This window comes from Hymenobacter glaciei (assembly GCF_039539585.1).
GTDB lineage: Bacteria > Bacteroidota > Bacteroidia > Cytophagales > Hymenobacteraceae > Hymenobacter > Hymenobacter glaciei.
The window spans coordinates 168,330-185,384 of sequence record NZ_BAABDK010000032.1 but is presented as its reverse complement, the minus strand read 5'-3'; the positions used below and the strand labels follow the sequence as shown (position 1 = coordinate 185,384).

12 protein-coding genes and 2 tRNA genes are annotated in these 17,055 nt (G+C 60.6%); 7 read left to right on the top strand and 7 right to left on the bottom strand.

Annotated features, from left to right (window positions below):
• Positions 1-88 precede the first annotated feature (88 nt).
• Positions 89-1,333 carry a hypothetical protein gene (locus ABD837_RS21675; RefSeq protein ID WP_345058774.1) on the bottom strand — a complete coding sequence of 415 codons (1,245 nt, stop codon included), beginning with the start codon at positions 1,331-1,333 and terminating at the stop codon, positions 89-91.
• Between the two features lie 245 nt (positions 1,334-1,578).
• On the opposite strand from ABD837_RS21675, the gene ABD837_RS21670 reads away from it, so the two are divergent.
• Positions 1,579-3,675: a histidine kinase dimerization/phosphoacceptor domain -containing protein gene (locus ABD837_RS21670; protein WP_345058772.1), complete on the top strand. Its 2,097-nt coding sequence runs from the start codon at positions 1,579-1,581 to the stop codon at positions 3,673-3,675.
• A gap of 6 nt (positions 3,676-3,681) precedes the next feature.
• Here ABD837_RS21670 and ABD837_RS21665 read toward each other — a convergent pair whose 3' ends face one another.
• The gene (locus ABD837_RS21665; protein WP_345058770.1) at positions 3,682-4,851 is read right to left on the bottom strand and encodes a hypothetical protein; all 1,170 of its coding nucleotides are present in this window, start codon (positions 4,849-4,851) and stop codon (positions 3,682-3,684) included.
• A 251-nt stretch (positions 4,852-5,102) separates the two neighbouring features.
• On the opposite strand from ABD837_RS21665, the gene ABD837_RS21660 reads away from it, so the two are divergent.
• Positions 5,103-7,151 (top strand): tetratricopeptide repeat-containing sensor histidine kinase, encoded by a 2,049-nt coding sequence (locus tag ABD837_RS21660; protein ID WP_345058768.1) that lies wholly within the window; start codon positions 5,103-5,105, stop codon positions 7,149-7,151.
• A gap of 832 nt (positions 7,152-7,983) precedes the next feature.
• Here ABD837_RS21660 and ABD837_RS21655 read toward each other — a convergent pair.
• Both ABD837_RS21655 and ABD837_RS21650 read right to left on the bottom strand, forming a co-directional pair.
• Positions 7,984-8,061, bottom strand: a tRNA-Val gene (locus ABD837_RS21655).
• Between the two features lie 80 nt (positions 8,062-8,141).
• Positions 8,142-8,216: transfer RNA gene (locus ABD837_RS21650), tRNA-Val, on the bottom strand.
• 262 nt (positions 8,217-8,478) lie between these two features.
• Between ABD837_RS21650 and ABD837_RS21645 the strand changes: the two genes are divergently transcribed.
• Positions 8,479-9,369, top strand: coding sequence for a TerB family tellurite resistance protein (locus ABD837_RS21645; protein ID WP_345058766.1), 891 nt, complete (start codon positions 8,479-8,481; stop codon positions 9,367-9,369).
• Between the two features lie 106 nt (positions 9,370-9,475).
• Here the strand turns inward: ABD837_RS21645 and ABD837_RS21640 are convergent, their stop codons facing one another.
• Positions 9,476-10,588 carry a mechanosensitive ion channel family protein gene (locus ABD837_RS21640; RefSeq protein WP_345058764.1) on the bottom strand — a complete coding sequence of 371 codons (1,113 nt, stop codon included), beginning with the start codon at positions 10,586-10,588 and terminating at the stop codon, positions 9,476-9,478.
• A gap of 110 nt (positions 10,589-10,698) precedes the next feature.
• On the bottom strand, positions 10,699-11,961 hold the full coding sequence (locus tag ABD837_RS21635) for an ABC transporter permease (RefSeq protein ID WP_345058762.1): 1,263 nt from the start codon (positions 11,959-11,961) through the stop codon (positions 10,699-10,701).
• A gap of 248 nt (positions 11,962-12,209) precedes the next feature.
• Here ABD837_RS21635 and queA point away from each other — a divergent pair, with 248 nt between their 5' ends.
• The 3 genes from queA (at position 12,210) to ABD837_RS21620 (ending at position 14,965) form a co-directional block, all read left to right on the top strand.
• On the top strand, positions 12,210-13,259 hold the full coding sequence (gene queA, locus ABD837_RS21630; RefSeq protein ID WP_345058798.1) for a tRNA preQ1(34) S-adenosylmethionine ribosyltransferase-isomerase QueA: 1,050 nt from the start codon (positions 12,210-12,212) through the stop codon (positions 13,257-13,259).
• An 82-nt stretch (positions 13,260-13,341) separates the two neighbouring features.
• Positions 13,342-14,076 carry a 2-C-methyl-D-erythritol 4-phosphate cytidylyltransferase gene (locus ABD837_RS21625; protein ID WP_345058760.1) on the top strand — a complete coding sequence of 245 codons (735 nt, stop codon included), beginning with the start codon at positions 13,342-13,344 and terminating at the stop codon, positions 14,074-14,076.
• Positions 14,077-14,179: 103 nt separating this feature from the next.
• Positions 14,180-14,965: an enoyl-CoA hydratase-related protein gene (locus ABD837_RS21620; protein WP_345058759.1), complete on the top strand. Its 786-nt coding sequence runs from the start codon at positions 14,180-14,182 to the stop codon at positions 14,963-14,965.
• Between the two features lie 108 nt (positions 14,966-15,073).
• On the opposite strand, the gene ABD837_RS21615 is transcribed toward ABD837_RS21620, so the two are convergent.
• A complete protein-coding gene (locus tag ABD837_RS21615) occupies positions 15,074-15,913 on the bottom strand; it encodes a hypothetical protein (RefSeq protein ID WP_345058757.1) in 840 nt (279 codons plus the stop codon).
• Positions 15,914-16,110: 197 nt separating this feature from the next.
• Between ABD837_RS21615 and ABD837_RS21610 the strand changes: the two genes are divergently transcribed.
• Complete coding sequence (locus ABD837_RS21610; RefSeq protein ID WP_345058755.1) at positions 16,111-16,722, top strand: DUF4142 domain-containing protein; 612 nt, start codon at positions 16,111-16,113, stop codon at positions 16,720-16,722.
• The last annotated feature ends 333 nt before the right edge of the window (positions 16,723-17,055 follow it).

The following is a 17,055-nucleotide window of genomic DNA, read 5'->3' as shown; positions in this document are numbered from 1 at the left end:
GCCCCTACTCGTTCAAGGAATAAAGCAACAAGCCCCACCCTGGTTGGGGTGAGGCTTATTGGTCGTTTATTCTTTCGCAGAAAAAGGATTAAGGATTTACGTTGATGAGCTGGGCTACCTGGGCCAGCGAAGTGCCGTTGCTGCTGAAGGCGTTGATGTTGAGGCGCCTTCCCGTGCCGGCCTGGCTGAAGGTGTAGCTAAAGGAATACGCTCCGTTGGTCACGGGCATGTCCTTGATGACGTAGCCATCGACGGAGGCAATAACTTTGACCACCCCGGCGCTGGCCGTGCCGCTAAACGTAGCCGGCTGGCCCACCCGGATGTAGCTGGGGGCGCTCACCGTTACCGGAGCGCCGGTGCTGGGCGTGCCGCCCAGCGAAACCGTCCAATCGACGGCCTGCAGCGTGTTCCAGATGCTGAGCGGAGTGCCGCCGCCAGGGACGCGCCAGATGGAAGTTTCGGCACCCGAGGCCCGGATGGCCTCGTTGAGCTGGGCCGAGGTAATGATGTTTTTCTCGGCGCTGAGGATGTGGTTAATCGGCTTGCGGCAGCCCAGGCTGCGGTATTCCTGCGTGCCGGCAGTCACCCACTTCGTCGCCGCGCTCATGTATGACTGCCCCCACACTTCGAGGTAGGTCTGGGGCATGTGGGCATCCACGTACTGGTCGATGATGTCGACGCGCATTTTGTGGTCGCGCGGGTTGCCCCAAGTGGTGCAGTACAGCTTAAAGCCGGGCGTGGCCTGGGCCCGGGCATTGCTGAAGGCCTGAAACAGGGATTGCAGCTCCGTGGTCTTGCCATCGAATTCGATTTCGATATCGGATACAAAGCCCTGGTAGCCCGCAGCCGACGCGGCCGTTAGGGCTTGGGCCTGGGCGGCTTTGTTGCCCGGGTAGTTGTAAGCCCACGCCCACACTTCCAGGCCGGCATTCTTGTAGGCGGCCACCAGGCTGCGGTCGTTTACTTCGGGCCACGCCGTGGGGTTGTAGCCGCCATCGGCCACTTTCACATAGATGCGCTTCACGCCGGTGGCGGCCAGCTTCTGGGCCAGGGCAGTGTGCGAGCTGTAGCCCGTGCTGCCCAGGTACCACAGCCACATGCCCAGCGAGTTGTTGCCAGCCGGGCGGGCCACCGCGCCGGGTACTAGCGCTTTTGCCGATGATGCCAGGGCGGGCGGCGTCTGGTTTTCGAAGGCATTGCGAGTATGGTCTTTGGCCGCTACCGGGTTGCGGTCGGGGGTATTCTGCTGCGGAGCTTCGAGCTGGTCGTGGCAGCCCGGCAGCAGGGCCAAGGCCAGCAGCCCCGCCAATGCCGAATAAAGTTGCTTTTTCATAACTTTTGGGAAGGGAAGGAGAAAGAGGGAATTACAGGCGAACAAAGCAGTCAGGCCGTGGGAGCCACTTGCTGGCTTCCACGGCCTGACTGCCCGGCAAATCTTCGTGATTAGCTCAGCCCGTCCTAGCCCGCCTTGCGCCGACTATGACCAACGACAGCCGCCGTTGGCCCAACGACCTAAAACCTTGGCCACACCTTGCCCGATAGTGGCGTACTTGCCTCAAATTCGCCGAATCCCTTTCCATGAACTTTTGCCGCCAATTGTTGCGGGTAGGGGCTGCGGCACTGCTGCTGTGCCTCGCCCCAACTGCTCGGGCCCAGCCCTCGCCCCGGGTGCGGGTGCTGGCCCTGCTGGCCACTGGCCGCGCCACCGTCGACACCGACACAGCCGCTAGCCGCCGGGCAGCGCAGCAGGCCTATGCGCTGGCCCGCGCCGCCGGGCTCGATACGCTGGCCGTACGGGCGCAGGTCTGCATCGGCATGAGTGCCACCAAAGCCCCGGGACGCGAAGCCTGGGCCATGGTGCACCTGCAGGCCGCCCGCGTAGAGGCCCGCCGCCTGGGCCTGACCGACGAGCTGGCCCGCACCTACTACGGCCAGGGCTGCGTCGAAGGAAACCGGCACCAGTTCGCCGCATCGGAATCGGCCTTGCTAACCGGGCTGGGCCTGTGGCGCCAGCTGGGCAATGCGCAAGGAATGATAAACGTATACAACGAATTGGGGATGAGCAGCCGCAGCGCCGGCCGCTACCCCGAGGCCATGCGGGCCCACTTCAAAGCGTTGCGGCTAGCCGACAGCACGCACGACGAACGTAGCCAGATTATGGCGCTGCGCAACATGGGCTCCTTGAGCCAGATGCTTGACGACATGCCCAGCGCCGTGACTTACACCGACCGGGCCCTGAAGCTCCTGCTGGCCCAGCCCCGCCGCGATACGATAGCCCTGGTCGGCACGGAGGCGGCGCTGGGCCTGTTTCTGCAGGAGCAAAATCGCTACCCGCTGGCTCGCCAGCACTTGCTGGCCGGCATCCGGCTTGGTGAACATCTGCGTTCGCCGGCCGCCCGCGTCCAGCTGGGCTACTTGGTGTACGGCTTGGGAGAAATAGCATACGAGCAGCACGACTATCCCGCCTCCCTCACCTATTACCAACGGGCGGAGCGGCTGTTTGGGCAAACCGCCCAGCCAACCTCCCAGGTTTCGGCGCTAAATGGCCTGGCCCTGGCCCAGCAGCGTCTGGGGCAGTCGGGGGCGGCACTGCGCTCGGCCCGGCAGGCGCTGGCCATCAGCATCGGCCTCAAGTCACCTTACAACCTGGCGGGAACCTACGGCGATTTCGCCGCCCTGAGTGCCATGCAGCACGATTATGCGGCCGCCTACCGCTACCAGCTGCGCAACCAGGAGCTCAACGACTCCCTCCTAATGGCCGATAAAGCGCGGGAACTGACGGCGCTAAACGCCCGCTACCAAGCCGAGCAAAAGGAAACCCAGATTAAACTGCTGCGCGGCCAGGCCGCCTTGCAGCAGGCCGATGCACGCTGGCAGCACGGCACCCGCAACCTGTTTGGGCTGGCCCTGCTGCTGGCGCTGGCGGCTGGCGGCACCTTTTACCACCGCTACCGCCTGCAGCGGCGCACCAGCGAGCAGCTGACCCTGGCTCAGCAGCAGGCCCAGGCCCGCAACCAAGAGCTGGAGCTGGTGCAGCAGCAACTGCGCCGCAGCTTGGGCGACAAGGAAGTGTTGCTCAAAGAAGTCCATCACCGCGTTAAGAACAACCTGCAGATTGTGAGTAGCCTGCTGGCTTTGCAGGCCCATGCCCAGGCGAAGCTGCCCGATGTGGTCGGCGCGCTGCGCGAAGGGCAAAACTGGGTGAAGTCCATTGCCCTGGCCCACGAGTTACTGTACCAAGCGGAGGACCTGGCGCAAGTCGATTTCCAACAGTTTGCCGAGCAGCTGGCCAAGCACCTGCGCTCGGCCTTTGCCGTGCCTACCGCGCGCGTCGTGGTGCAAGCCACCGGCATCCGGCTGGGCACCGATACGGCCGTGCCGCTGGGCCTGATTGTAAATGAGCTGCTCAGCAATTCCTTTAAGTATGCCTGTGCTGGCGGCCGGGCCTGCACCGTAACCGTGACGCTGATTGAGGTTCCGGTTACGGGCTATTACCGCCTCACGATGGCCGACGACGGCCCCGGCCTGCCGACTGGCTTTGTGTTAGCTCAAGCCTCGTCGCTGGGGCTGCGGCTGGTGCAGAGCCTGGCCCAGCAGCTGGGAGGAGAAGCCTACTTGTCGGCGCCGGGCAGGTCAGGCACGGAAGTCGTCATTACGTTTCCGGTGCTGCAGTAGCCGCGGCTACCGGATAATAGGCATGCGTTCAAACGGCCGCTTCCGGTCGAACAAGTAGCGGTAGGTCGCGTGCGTTTTCACAATGCTGGCCCCGATGGAGCGAATGGTGACCAGCATGCGCGGGTTGAAGTCGCCAATCCAGTTCATTTCGATATCGGCGTAACCCGCGTCGACAAACTGCTGGCGCGCATACACGAGCATGGCCGCATCCACGCCTTTGCCCTGGTACTCGGGCACCACGCCGTAGATGATGCCGAACAGACGTTTGTCGGGCCGCCGCATAAAGCGCCAGCGCGCCAGCAGAAAGCGCAGCTTGCCCCACAAGTTCAGCCGCCGGCCCACGTGCCGGAAAATCTGGTTTAGCTCGGGCAGGCTGATGAAAAACGCCACCGGCTCGGAGCCGTGGTAAGCAAACCACAGCAGGCGCTCGTCCACTACCGGCTTCATTTCCTTCACAATGCTGCGGGCCTGGTCCAGCGTCATCGGTTTCACGCCACCGTGCTTGGCCCAAGCCAGGTTATACACGTGGTGGAAATCGTAGGCCAGTTTTTCGGCGTCGGCCTTGCGGGCGTGCTCAAAGCGAAACTCCCCGGCGTGCGTGGCGGCCTGCTGGGCAAAGCGGGCGTGCAGCGGGGCCGCCGTGGTGCGGTAGCAGGTGTATTGCTTGAAGTAGAGTTGGAAGCCGTACTGCTCGAACAGCGCCTGGTAGTACGGCGGGTGCCAGAACATGCCGTAGTTGGGCGGCCGCTCAAACCCGTCAATCAGCAGCCCCCAGAACCGGTCGCGCTCACCGAAGTTGATGGGCCCGTCCATGGCCTGCATGCCCCGCGCCGCCAGCCATTGCCGGCCCGCTTCGAAGAGCTGGGTGGCGGCTACCTGGTCATCAATGCACTCGAAAAAGCCCAGGCCGCCGGTGGGCAGGTCGGCATTCTGCACGTCGGGCGCGTCACGATTAATAAAAGCAGCCACGCGCCCAATGGTCAGGCCGGCCGCATTGGTCAGCACCCAGCGAATGGCCTCGCCATGGGCAAATTTCGGGTTTTTGTAGGGGTCGAACACCACCTCTACTTCGTTTTCGAGCGGGCCGATGTATTGGGGTACCCCCGCGTGCAGGCGGGCGGGCAGGGCAATGAATTCCCGCGCCAAGCGGGCAGTGGTTACTTCGAGCAGCGGCATACGTGCAACAGGAACAGCGGCCGCGCAAAACGGCAGCGGCCGGGCTGCAAAGAAAAGCCCTGGCGCCGGCCCGGCAGAGAAGCCTGCAATTTCAAGCCAACCCATTAGCTATATCGAAACATAGTAGTACTTTGGTGGGCTACTCGCCCGCGGTGCTTTCGCAGTGCCCGGCGGGCTCGTTCGTTACGCGTACCGGCCACGGGGCCTGGTTGTCGGCTGTTCTTTTTATCCTCTGCCCTCCCTGTATCCCGATGAAATCAGTTATTCTTCTGGTGCTACTGGGGCTGGCAATGCGCTGCTCGGCTGTTGCGCCCGCTTCCCCCATCGACAGTCTGCGCCACGAACTGGATACGGCCCCGGCCGATACCACCCGCGTGCTGCTGCTAAGCCAGCTGGCGGCCGAGCTCACGCACATCGACCCACTGGCTACCATTGCCTATTGCCGGCAGGCCCTGCAGCTGGCCCAGAAAATCGGTTTCCGCCGGGGCCAGGCGCTGGCGCTGATACGGCTGGGCTCGGGTTTTCGCGAAGCGGGCAACTACCCCGCAGCCCTGTACTTTGGCCTCAAAGGCCTGCACCTGGCCGAAGAAGTGAGCAATGCGCCACTTGTGGCGCGCGGCCTCAACGCGCTGGGCTACCTCAACTGGGAGCAGGGCAACAGCCGGGCGGCGCTGTTCTACCTACGCCGGGCCAAAGCCGTAGCCGAGCGCAGCCACGCCGATGCCGTGCTCACCCGCGTGCTGGGCAACATCGGCAACGTGTACCTGCAGCTGCACCAGCCCGATTCGGCCCTGTTCTACTCGCGCCAGGGCCTGGCCCTCGACCTCCGCAACCACGACCTGAGCAGCGAAGTGGGCGATGCCGCCATGCTGGGCAACATCTACGCCAGCCTCGGCGACGTCCGGCAGGCGCAGCACTACTACCGCTACAGCCTGCGCCGTTCTATGGGCGACGGCTTCACGTTTGCCCTTTGCCGGGCTTATCTGGGGCAGGCCCGCTTGTTTTACCCATCCACGGGCCCGCCCACCGACTCGGCCCTGTACTTTGCGCAGGAGGCCCTGAACACTGCCCAGCGTGGCAACTACCCGCGCGGCGAGTACGAAGCCGCCCAGTTTCTGGCCACGGCCCAGGCCGCGCGCCACGACACCGCCGCCGCTTTCCGCTTTCAGCAACTGGCCAATATTACCCGCGACACCCTTTTCAGTACCACCAAGCTTGCCCACATGCAAGCCCTCGACGTAGGCGAGCGGTTGCGTCTGGGCGAGCTCGATGTGCAGCGGGTGCAGGCGGCCACGCACCGGCGCCAAATCTGGCTGATGGTTACACTGGCCGCCACCTTGCCCGCGCTGCTGCTGCTGTGGCGCTACGGCCGCCTGCGCCAGCGGGCCAACCAGCAACTCAACGCCCAAAATGCCCAGCTCGAAGCCCAGCGCGACGAGTTGCGCGCTACCCTGGTCCGCCTCGAAGCAACCCAGGCCCAGTTGGTACAAAGCGAAAAAATGGCGTTTTTGGGTGAGCTCACCGCTGGCATTGCCCACGAATTGCAAAACCCCCTGGCCTTTGTAAAAAACTTTGCCGATGTCAGCACCCTGCTCGTTGATGACATGGCTGGCGAGCCTACCGCTGCCGGCGACGGGGGACAGGAGTTGCTGCTGGCCGGCCTGCGGCGCAACCTGCGCGAAATCAGTCAGCACGGCCAGCGCGCTACATCCATTATCTCCAGCATGCTGGCCCGCTCGCACGGCGGCCCGCCCCCGCCCCACCTGCCCACCAACCTTAATGCCCTGGCCCTCGAATACCTGCGCCTGGCCTACCAGGGCATGCGCGCCAAAAACAAAACCTTTGTGGCGGCCCGCAGCACTCATTTAGCGGCGCACTTGCCCCTGGTGCCCGTGGTAGCGCCCGACCTGGGCCGCGTTTTCCTTAACCTGTTCTGCAATGCTTTCTACGCCGTGCGCCAGCGCCAGCAGTGCGGTGAGGCCGGTTATGCACCCGCGGTACACCTCAGCTCCCGCCTGCTCCCTTCGGGCCACATCGAAATTTCGGTTCGTGACAATGGCCCGGGTATTCCAGCGGCCGTCCGCGCCTGCATCTTTCAACCTTTCTTCACCACCAAAGCAACTGGCGAAGGCACCGGCCTGGGCCTCGCGCTGGCGCACGACATTGTGGTGCGCGACCACGGCGGCACCCTCACCGTGGACTCGTGCGAAAATGAATTCACTGAATTCATCATCTGCCTGCCGGTTCCCGATGTGTTGCCTAACGGTGCAGCGATGGGGCACGCAATGGCCGCGACGTAGCATCAACACTACCTGAACTGATGTTTGGAGGAGGGTCGGCTGGCGAATGCCCGCGCAACCCGCGGTTGGCTTGAAACTGCGCCAGCAAAAAACAAAACGGGCACTCGCCCCGGCTCTCTCCGGTGCCCAGCACCCGGGCCTCTGCCGGTATTTGGTGTGCTACCCGGCAGCGTGGATGCGTGTGGTAAATGGCAGACCCAGCTTCATCGGGGGAGTTACTAAAAAAGGGGAAGACCGTTTCCATAACAATTCGAATTTTTTCTATAAATGTAATTGCTTTTACTACAATTTACAGCACTTTATCAAAAAATAAATCTGATTAATTCTTTATTTCTATTATCTATATTCAATGCAATATCGGATTTCCGCTACTACAGCGCTGGGCAGGGGCTGAATAACATGTACAGCACCAGATTTTTACGCTTGCGACAACCGCAGCTCAACCACAGCAATCAGCGGTGCCTTGCCGATATCGTGCAATCGTAGCTAGTCGTACTACTTCAAGCGACTAACGCGCGCAAATTGGTCAAAAAAGGCATCCGTCCGTTGTGTTACTGGCTCTGAGACGTCGCTTGCAATTTCATTCGCTGCGGTCTGAACAGCATTTTTGCGGCTCATGAGCAAAGAGTTTTGGGCTCGCAGTCACAGTACCGAAAATCGCAGCTTCTTGCGAACTTCTGATGCAAGTTGTGGCGCCTCTGCCAACACACTGGCAGGCTTGGCACAGCCGTATCAAACAATGCCCTGATATTGCCCAATCCGCGAGGAGCTATTGAAAGGCCCGAAAAGCCAAACAGCCGCTCCGCAGTGAAGCGAAGCGGCTGTTGTGGAGTGGTGGGAAGTAAAGGATTCGAACCTTCGACCTCTTGCGTGTGAAGCAAGCGCTCTAAACCAACTGAGCTAACCTCCCAGGCTACTTGTTTAAACCAAGGTTTAAACCAACATAAATACAGCCACTTAGTCTATAAGCTAAGTGGCTGTATTTCAGTGTGGGGGATACTGGGTTCGAACCAGTGACCCTCTGCTTGTAAGGCAGATGCTCTGAACCAGCTGAGCTAATCCCCCGTGTGGCGTTGCTGCCGTTTGGGATTGCAAAGATGGGAGGTGTTTTTGGAAATGCCAAACCCGGCAAACTCATTTCTGCTTCGGAAGCGGCAATTTCGGTGTTCAAAGGGGCCCAACAATTTCATTTTCAGGGATAGAAATTTTTCGAAAATAATTCTGATAACTGCCGCTAGTCAACACAAAGCCCGTGCAAGCAACGGAATTGGCAGGGAGCCGTTAACGAAATCCCAATCATTCTTCACCCCCTCTTGTTTTTCTTTTTATGAACACGCAACTGCTCCAGAACTACTCAGAAAACGAAAAAACAGCTTACCTGAGCGCCATTGCCAGCCTTGCAACGGCCGACCGCCAAGCTTCGACCGAAGAAGGTCAGTTTTTGCAGGCTTTGTGCCAACAGGCCGGCATGTCGGCCGAATCGACGCAGCAGGTATCGGCCGCCGCCAACGACCCAAGCAACGAAACCATTCAACAGCAGCTCGATGTGCTCAAGGGCAGCGACCTGCGCTACTCGCTCATCACCGACCTCATCAGCTTCTCCCGCGCCGATGGTGCTTATTCGAACGATGAGGAAGCCATGGTAAACAAAATGTCGCAGTACTTGGGCATCAACCCGCAGCAGCAGCAAACCCTGGAAACTGTAGTCGACGAGGCTGCCACGGTGAGCCATGACCCGCAGGACCCCGCCAAGGAAGGCTTCTTCAGCAGCATTGGCGACAAGCTTTCGAGCGTGGGCATTCCCAAAGGAGCCCTCATGGCTGGCTTGCTTGGGGTGGTAGCGCCCATGGTGCTGTCGAAAGTAATGAGCGGCGGAAGCTCGAACGCTAGCTACGGCAACCAAAGCAACTCGGGCGGCGGCTTGGGTGGCTTGCTTAGCGGCGGCATGGGCGGCCTGCTTGGTGGTGCGGCCCAAAGCGGCATGGGCGGCATGCTCGGTGGCCTGCTTGGCAACGTAATGGGCGGCGGTGCCGGGGCCGGCGTGCCGCAGCAGCAGTCGGCCATTGGCGGCGGCGGCTTGGGTTCTATCATGTCGGTACTGGGCGGCCTGGGCGGCCAGCCAAATCAGCGTTCGGCTAGTTCGGGCGGTGGCGGCCTGGGCGGCCTGCTTGGCGGCGGCATGGGCTCGTTGCTCGGCGGCATCTTTGGCGGCCGCTAGGCCGCTACATTATTCAAATTCCGACTAACAAAAAAGCCCCTCCGCATGCGGAGGGGCTTTTTTGTTAGTCGGAATTTGCCTTCGCACCCAGGCAACCGTGTCGTGTTCAACTTTTGGGAGCGGCAACCTGCGCCGGAGCGCCGGCCAGGCTGCCACCTTCGCGCTCAATTACCTCTACAATACGGTAGTTGAGTTCTTCTTTCACGTCGAGGTATTCGTCGTAGCTGGTTGTTTCGACGAAATACTGCACCGTAACTTCCTTGCCCGCAGATGTGAGGGCACTGAACTTCATCTGCACGTCCTGCGTGACGAGCGCATGTGTCTTGATGCCCGCCACCGCTCCGGCAATAATGGCGTGGAGTTGCACACTAGTGGTTTTCTGGTCGAAAACAAGCGTGAACCCTACCCGGCGCGAGGTGCGCAGCGAGAGGTTGTCGAGGGGCTTGTCTATCATGCTTTTGTTGGGTACCGTTACGTAGCTTTTTTCGGCCGTGCGCAGGCGGGTGCTGCGGAAACCGATTTTCTCAACGGTACCGCTCACGTCGCCGGCTGTCACGAGGTCGCCCACGCCAAAGGGCTGGTCGAGGAAGATGGTGAACGAGGCAATGAGGTTTTCGAGGCTTTCCTTGGCCGCGAACGCTACGGCCAGCCCACCAATGCCCAGGCCACCGATAAGGGCCGTTACGTTTACCCCAAATACCTGCCCCAATGCCACCAATATGGCAATAATGATGAATAATACCTTCAGCAAGTCTTTGGCGAAAGGCAGGAATTGATTGTCGAGCCGCGTAGGGCCGGTTACGGGGCGCAGAGCGGCCCGGCGATGCAGCACCAGCAGGGCAAAATCGACCAGCCGCAGGGCTACGTGCGCGGCGGCGACAATGAAGGCCAGTGCCAGCAACCGCCCCAGCAGCACCTCGTGCCACGGAATCTGGCCGGGCATGGCCAGGGGACTGTGCGGATAGGTGAGCGTGGCGCCGGCAATTGCCAGGGTGAGCAGCAGCAGCAGCGTCGAGAGGGGTTGGATGAGTAGGTTGTACAGTTCTTCCTCGCTTACCCCGGCCGCGTAGTGCTTGGTGAGCGAAAAGAACAACTTGCTAAGCAGCCGTGACAGTAGCCGGCGGAAAAGGCTGCCAACCAGAATAATTAAAGCAGCAATCAGGTATTGGCCCAGGGTGTTGCCCAGGATTGTATAGCTAAAGAAGGGAGGTAGCGTCATGCGGTAGCGCCGAGGTCAAAGAAAATGGAATTTGAAAAATAAGCGTTGTGCACAACGCAGCAGTGCACAACGTGCTTTTTACCCGGGCAGCGTCGGGTGCACCCGTTGCGCTACTTGGCCCGAATGGCAATTACGGGGTCGAGGTTGGCAGCCAGTACGGCGGGCACGATGCCGGCCACAATGCCAATTCCCACCGAGATAAGCAGCCCCAGCACCACCCGCGCCGCCGACATGGTGAGCGGCAGCGAGTCTTGCGGCACCAGCGTCACGAGCCACACCAGCAGCAGGCCGCCCAGCCCGCCAATGAGGCACAGGAACACGGCTTCGAACAGAAACTGGAAGAGAATGAAGAAATTTTTGGCCCCCAACGACTTCTGAATTCCAATGATGTTGGTGCGCTCGCGCACGCTCACAAACATGATGTTGGCAATGCCGAAACCGCCTACCAGAATAGCAAAGGAGCCGATGATGCCGCCCACCACGCCAATTACCCCAAAGAACTCGCCGATGGCCGAGGCAATCATTTCGGGGCGGTTCAGGGCGAAGTTGTCTTCCTGCCGAGGCTTCAGGCCCCGGATGTTGCGCATTGCGCCGCGCATTTCGTATTCCAAATCGAGCAGGCCCGGGTCCTCGTTGCGGCCCTTCACGGCGAGCGAAGCTGTGGGGCCGCCCCCGAAGCCGGTGATGCCCAAAGCAAAAAGCTTGGTGAACATTGGAAAGGGAATAAGGCAGTTGGCGTCGTTGCTGGAGATGGTAAGGAGCTTTTTGCCCTCCTTTTCGAGCACGGCAATGACGGTAAAGGTCTGGCCCTTCGCTTTGAACTGGCGCCCCAGCGCGCTGGCCCCCGGGAATAGGTTCTCGGCGATGGTGGCCCCGATGATGGCCACCGGGCGGGCACCGTCCATTTCCTGCTGCGTAAAGTAGCGGCCTTCTTTGATGGGCACGTTGCTCACGGCGCGGTAGTCGTAGCTCACCCCCTGCAACACGCAGTCGGCCACCGAGTTGGAACCTGCTTTGAATGTGTTCCCGCTTTTGGCTGCGAAAATGGCCACGCCCTTGTTGTTGGCGCCCAGTTGCCGGCGGAGCTGCTGGAATTCGCGCGGCGACGGGTTCGGGCGGTTAAAATATTTCCACCAGGCAAAATCGGCCCCGAAAGCAAAGGGCCACTTCTGCACGTAAATTACCTTATCGCCCACAAAGTCGAGGCTGCTCCGGATGTTGGCCTCCAGGGAGTCGACGATGGTGAAGACGGCAATGATGGAAAAGATGCCCACCGTGACGCCAAGCAGCGACAGCACCGTGCGCAAAATGTTGGATTTGAGGGCATCCCAGGCAAAGCGGAAGCTTTCGAAAGTAAGGCGAAGGGCGAGCATAGCAGCCGGATGCCGCGCGTAAGGGCTGCATCCAAAGGGTAAAAGACGGGATTCGGCCGCGAAGTTGCGGCTGGCTGGCAATGATTTGCTACTCGCCGGGCTGCTTGCCACCCGGCAACTCTTGGCCCAGACGCCGCTTTTTTCATTGTTTTACTGCCGTATAGCTTTGGAAGGAAACAATCTCAAATAAAAGCCGTACTTTTGCCTCCCCAAATTCTCGTATATTCCCTAAATACAGCCCTATGGCAATGAAATTGCACGAGTTCAAATTTGAACTCCCTGAAGAGCTGGTGGCCCTGCACCCCGCCCGCAACCGCGACGAAAGCCGCCTGATGGTGGTACACCGCGCGACCGGCCAGATTGAGCACCGCAACTTCAAGGATATCCTCGATTATTTTGCCGAGGGTGACGTGCTGGTGTTCAACGACACGAAGGTTTTTCCGGCCCGCCTGTACGGCAACAAGGAGAAAACCGGTGCTAAAATCGAAGTTTTCCTGCTGCGCGAGCTGAATAAGGAATTGCGCCTGTGGGACGTGCTGGTAGACCCCGCCCGCAAAATTCGCGTCGGCAACAAGCTCTATTTCGGCGAGTCGGACATGGTGGCCGAAGTAATTGACAACACGACTTCGCGCGGCCGAACCATCAAATTCCTGTTTGATGGCACCGACGAGGAGTTCCGCAAAGCCCTGTATGAGCTGGGCGAAACCCCGCTGCCGAAGGAAGTCATTAACCGCGAAACCGAGCCTGCTGATAAAGAGCGTTACCAGACCATTTACGCCGAGCACATTGGCGCAGTGGCGGCTCCCTCGGCGGGCCTGCACTTCACCCGCGAGGTAATGAAGCGCATGGAAATTAAAGGGGTGGAGCCAGCATTCGTGACGCTGCACGTGGGCCTGGGCACCTTCCGCACGGTAGACGTAGAAGACCTGACCAAGCACAAGATGGACTCGGAGAACTTCATTGTGACGGCGCCGGCCTGCGAAATAGTGAACAAGGCCCTTGATACCAAGAAGAAGGTGTGCGCCGTAGGCACCACCACCGTTCGCGCCATGGAGGCGTCGGTGTCGGCCAATGCCCGCATGAAGCCCACGCAGGGATGGATTGACCGGTTCATCTTCCCGCCCCACGATTTCAAAATCGCCAACTGCATGCTCACCAACTTCCACATGCCGGAGAGCACGCTCATCATGCTGGCCTCGGCCTTTGCCGGCTACCCGCTGATGATGGAAGCCTACAAGCAGGCCATCAAGGAGAAGTATAAGTTCTTCAGCTACGGCGACGCGATGCTGATTCTGTAAGCATTCGCAATGCCAACGGTGAGAATGCCGGAATTTCCTGACAGGGAATTCCGGCATTTTTTTTTAGCAGAACTTCGTGCCAATGAAAACCCCTCCCCTTCCACGTCAGGCACCCGGGCTTCCCAGCCTCAACGCCCCCAGATTAGCCATTCTGGTAGCTGGCGGTAGCGGCACGCGCATGGGTGCCGACCGTCCCAAGCAGTTTCTGCTGCTGCGCGGCGAACCAGTACTGCTGCATACGCTGCGCCGTTTTGCCGACCCGGCGCTGCGCGTGGCCGAGATGGTGGTGGTACTGCCCAAAGACCAGCTCACTACCTGGCAGGCACTGTGCGCCGAGTTTGCCGTGACGATTCCGCACCGGCTGGTGGCGGGCGGGGGCACGCGCTGGGCTTCGGTGAAAGCAGGGCTGGCGGCGCTGGTTGCATACCCCGAAGGGCTGGTGGCGGTGCACGACGGCGTGCGCCCGCTCGTAAGCCGTGCGGTAGTGGAGCGCACTTACGCCGCCGCCGCTACCCATGCCGCGGCGGCGGCGGCAGTGCTGCCGAAGGATTCGGTGCGGCTGGTATCGCCACACGGCTCGGCGGCCCAGAACCGCAGCCGCCTGCGCCTGATGCAAACGCCCCAAACCTTTGAAATAGACCTGCTGCGCCGCGCCTACGCCATGCCCGAACTGGCCAATTTCACCGACGACGCCACGGTAGTGGACGACCTGTGCCGCGTGCAGCTGGTGGAGGGCGACTACCGCAATTTAAAAATCACAACGCCGGAAGACCTACTGGTGGCCGAAGCCCTGCTGAGTAGCGGGTCGGCGGGTTAGTGCCTTGGGGAAATTATGCCCGGGCTACATTCGCCTGCGTTATTTGCACCTGCATACACTGCCCTCACCCGCCCAATAATTTACTAACCCGCCAATTCACCAGATGGAATATACCTGCCTGCTTTACGATGTACGCCCCGACGGCGTGGCCACCATTACCCTGAACCGCCCGGAGGTGTTCAACGCCTTCAACGACCCGCTGAGCTACGAGCTGCAGGACGCTTTGAAGCAGGTAGCGCGCGATGCCAGCGTGCGGGCAGTGGTGCTCACGGGAGCAGGCCGCGCGTTCTGCTCGGGCCAGGATTTGAAGGCGGCGCAGGGCGCCGAGAAACGCTCCTTTTACGACTCGCTGCACAAGCGCTACAACCCCATCATTCGGGCCATGCGGGCGCTCCCAAAACCCATCATCGGGCGCATTAATGGCGTGGCAGCGGGTGCGGGCTGCTCGCTGGCGCTGGCCTGCGACGCGCTGGTGGCCAGCACCGAGGCTTCATTGATTGAGGTGTTCATCAACATCGGCTTGGTGCCCGATTCGGGCTCGTCGTGGTTTCTGCCGCGGCTGGTGGGTACGCTCAAGGCATTCGAGCTGTGCAGCCTGGGCTCGAAGGTGCCCGCCGAGGAAGCGTTGCGTCTGGGCCTGGTGAACCAGGTAGTAGCGCCCGAGCAGCTCGACGAGGCTACTTATGCCCTGGCCGGCCGCTACGCCGCCGCGCCCACCAAGTCCATCGGCCTCATCAAGCAAATGCTGAACAAGGCCGGTGCCGCCACGCTCGACGAAATGCTCGACTACGAAGCCCACTGCCAGCAGATTGCCGGCGAGTCGGCCGATTATTTTGAAGGCGTGAAGGCCTTTAGCGAAAAGCGCAAGCCGGCTTTCAAGGGCGAATAAGCTTTTCTGTTTTGTTGTCGACCCCCACCCGGCAGCCGTTCATACTGGCATAAACAAAAAGAGCCGCCCCTGCCGGGGCGGCTCTTTTTGTTTTCTAAGCCGAAGCGGTTATCGCAGTGAAATCGTGCGCGTGCGGCCATTCACGGTAGCAGTGGCCACGTTGTCGCAGGTGCCGTTACCGTAGTCCAACGTCATGGCCTTGCTGTTGGTGTTGGTGATAGCCATCGTGCCCTGCACGAAGTATTTGGGGCAGTCGGCGCGCTTGATGAGCGGGCTCTGGATGGTGGAGGTGTAGCCCACACTCTTACGATTGGTGCCGGTAGCCGAACCGGTTACGCTGTACACGTCATCGGCAACCTGGGGGGTGCCGAAGCCGGCGGTGCGGTTAAAGGTCCAGTTGGCCGTCCAGGAATGGGTACCGCCGTTGTTGGCGCGGATGATGCTGGCGTTGGTAACGTCGACGGTGAACGAGCCGTTGCCGATGTCGGTGAAGGTGCGGGTCGCGGTGTGCTGGTTGTCGTTCACAAAGTAATCGACGCGGGTAACCACGGAGCCGGCACGGCGCGTCAGCACATCGGTGGTGAAACGCACAACGATTTTACCGCGGCGGTAGCGGCCATCGGCGCACAGGCAGTTAGTGGTGCCGAAATCGATGGTGAGGGTTTTGGTGCTGGCGTCGTAGCTACGGGTGGCGCAACCGCCAAAACGGGCACGGAATTCGGCGTCGGTGATGAGGTTGGGTGAGCCGGGGGTGTTGGGGTCAGCGGGGCCAGCCATCTGGGCAGCTTCCGAGCTCATGGCCGTTTCGGAGTTGTCGTCGGTGCGGTCTTCAGCCGTGGTGATGTCGTCGGTGGGCGTGGCGTCGTTGTTGCGGTTGCAGCCGGTGGTGAGCAGCGCGGCGCTGGCGAAGCATGCTAAAGCAAAGGAACGGAGAGTGGCGGTACGCATAACGGGATGTGAAAAATAAGTGGGAATGAAGTGAGAAATGAAATGAAGTACTGCGTTTGTGGCCGGTTGGAAGCGGAAGGTAGCCCCTGGTTTAATCAGCATAAAAAAATTTGCCCCGGTCTCGGCCAAACCCCGGTTTCTGCCGCCCGTATAGCGTGCACGCCCGGCCAAAGGAGTCGGGCGGTTACAGTTCGCTCATGCCTATTTCTCTGAATTCCACGCCCCTCCCCCGCCACCTGTTCTGGCGTTTGGTAGTGGCGCTGCCCCTGCTCGGTAGCTGCTCGGGCAATGGTTCCAACACAGATGCCGTGGACGCCGCTACGGCCCAGAACGAGAAGAAAATCGACACGGCCGACATTACCAAAAAGCAGGAAGCGGACGCCGAATTTCTGGTAAAAAGCACCAGCAATGCCCTGCTCGAAGTAGAACTGGGCAAGCTGGCTCAGGCCCGTGCCACCGCGCCCGATGTGCGCAGCTACGGTGCCCAGCTGGTTCCACAACGCCTCGAACTGTTGGCTACGCTACGGTCTCTGGCCGCCGCCAAAGGCCTGACCGTGCCTGCTGCCCTGGGCGGCGACGAACAGGAAGCCTACCACGAAGCCAGCACCCAAACCGGTGCGCAACTCGACAAGCGCCTGATGGCGCTGCTGGTCAAGACTCAAAAGCAGGACGAGGACGCCTTTGATGACATGAGCGGTGACGCCTACGACGGCGACATTCGCGGCTTCGCAGCCAAGTACCACGGCCCGGTAGAAGAGCAGCTTGATGCCGCCAAAGAAGCGGCCGATGCGGCGGATAAGCTCCCGTAGCCAAAGGAGCCCGGTGCTATTTCGCCTGGTGGCTTCGTCTTAATGCTTTGATTTCTGGAACTGGTAATGGACCAGAAATAGCCCCAGGAAATACTCGAGGACCACAAGGGAGGCATCCCGGCGCCTCTGCCAAAGCTTCAGCACTCTACATCAAAGCCTTTGCTGCCAAAACCGTTCTGGTGTTGAAAAAGCACCTCGACATATTCACCAAGATGGAACCGACCGTGGACACGGCGAAGTAGCCGGCGCTGGTGCACACAAAAAATCCCCGCTTCCCAGGCCATTACAGCCAATAGGGAAAGCGGGGATTTTTGCATCGGCCGCGGCCGGTAG